The organism is Psychrobacter sp. M9-54-1, assembly GCF_016613355.1.
GTDB classification, from domain to species: domain Bacteria; phylum Pseudomonadota; class Gammaproteobacteria; order Pseudomonadales; family Moraxellaceae; genus Psychrobacter; species Psychrobacter faecalis.
This window is the reverse complement of the sequence record NZ_JADGFW010000043.1, coordinates 1-1,813: the sequence shown is the minus strand read 5'-3', so window position 1 is coordinate 1,813 and position 1,813 is coordinate 1. Positions and strand designations below refer to the sequence as shown.

Sequence of the window (1,813 nt, the reverse complement as noted above, 5' to 3'; positions counted from 1 at the left end):
CTCTTTATTTTGGTAAGGGTTCTAAGTATTTTTTCTTAAAGTGTTACTCCAAAGGTGACGAGATAAACAGTAAAAAAAGCAATTTTCCTGATAGTTTACGGACTCCTCAAATGCTTGAATATGCTGATAGAGCCTTGCGTTTAGAGCTTGTATTGTGTTCTAAGGCATTAAGGGAATGGGGTCTAAGTCAGCCTTGCAATTGGACTGTTGATAAGCCTAAAATGTTACTCTTACAAGTTGTTAGGAGCTTGGACATGAGTAACAATTTTAAGTTATCCGATGAAATATTAGACTCTTTGCCTAGAAAACTGCGTACTTATTATAAGTTGTGGTTGTATGGTGAGGACTTGCGTCAAGATATGACTAGACCTACTTTTTATCGTGTTAGAAAACAATTGAAAGCATATGATATAGATATTGCCCTTGTCCGTGATGTCGATAAGGTTGCTGATAATGTCATACCGCTTATCAGGGTTTTAGAGGCTGAGCCTGTTGGAATACCTGATTGGGCTATTGAGCAGGGTCTTGTAGTCTGTGCTTAGTAGCAATAACCGATTGAACCCCCTTTTGGGGGCTTTTTTTTGTCTGCAATTTCTCAATGGCTCTGGCTGTATAGCTGCTTATGCTATTTCTCTAAATCCTCTGCCCTCCAGTTACAGTCTTTTTGAATAGAAGCGGTCATAGTTTTAATGTAATGCTGTAGCGGTCAATAGGATCAGTTTCCCTATTGACTAGCGTTAAGCACTCAATAAACTCTCTACTCGCAAATAATTATAACAATATTGGAAAAATCAGGTGCGGCGCACACCCTACGGCTGTACGTACGAACCTGATTTTTCCAATTACACGTTCCTAGTAATACGTGTAATGTGTCTCAAAATGATAACTCCACCGATAACCATAAAGTATAGCTGTGCCATGCTCTGTATGGTCTAAGGTCTGTTTAGGGGGGGGTAGTGGAATTTGTCTCACTTTTGGGATTGATAGCTTGATTTGATTGCTCCTGTAAGATACTATAATCTAAAATAGATACTCTTAGAGATACAGCCATGCCAAGCCAAAAACCTAGACTTAATTTAACCCTTGACGATGAGTTAAATGATTTGATTACTGACTTATCTGTATTGATGGGGATACCTAAAACCAGAGTTATTACCGATGTTCTAAAAGATGTTTTACCTGTTCTAACAGAAATGCGTGACGCTTTAGAATTAGCTAAAGAAAAAAAAGATGTTTTACCTCACTTAGCCCGTCTTGCTGCGACTGCCAATACCAAAACTGGAATTATCAATAGTGAAATGGCTGCTTTGCTAAAACAATATGATTTGTTGGAGAGTACAGCTAATGATTGATTGGGTAACAGCTAAGCTGCCTTGTGATAATAATTTGCGTAGTGGTTGTGTGGCTAAACTAGACGCTGATGGTAATGTGGAATGGTTAAGCGAGTCATGGCTGCCTGTTACTGGCTCTCATGAAATGAATTTTATGATTAAGTCATTAACTCCGCAAACTATCCAAGTATCAGGTAATCCTGCCAAGTGGTTACAAGGTCATAATCTTTTTGGCACAAATGATATTCAGGCTTTGATGGCTGCTTTTTTTTCTCAACTATATGAAGTTATGGCTGATGAAGGTTTAAACCCCACTATCGAGCAACTAGACGCTATAACAGACGGTAAATATGATATGTCTAGGGTGGATATTAACGAAACTTGGCACTTAAAAAGTCAATACGATGTTAAAGCCTGGATTAGAGCAGCAGGTGAGAAAATGAGTATGCCTTATCGGGGTAAAGGTGTGTTTAGTGGGGATA

The 1,813-nt window shown here is 38.7% G+C and carries 3 protein-coding genes; all 3 read left to right on the top strand.

The genetic code is table 11. The annotated features are described in order from the left end of the window. Positions 1-542 (top strand): phage/plasmid replication protein, II/X family (locus tag IQ457_RS12935; protein ID WP_242465448.1); only part of this gene is annotated, 542 nt, incomplete at its 5' end. A 507-nt stretch (positions 543-1,049) separates the two neighbouring features. Continuing rightward, a complete protein-coding gene (locus IQ457_RS12930; protein ID WP_200663796.1) occupies positions 1,050-1,352 on the top strand; it encodes a hypothetical protein in 303 nt (100 codons plus the stop codon). Then, a partial coding sequence (locus IQ457_RS12925; protein ID WP_242465447.1) for a phage/plasmid replication protein, II/X family occupies positions 1,345-1,813 on the top strand: 469 nt, incomplete at its 3' end. The genes IQ457_RS12930 and IQ457_RS12925, both read left to right, overlap by 8 nt.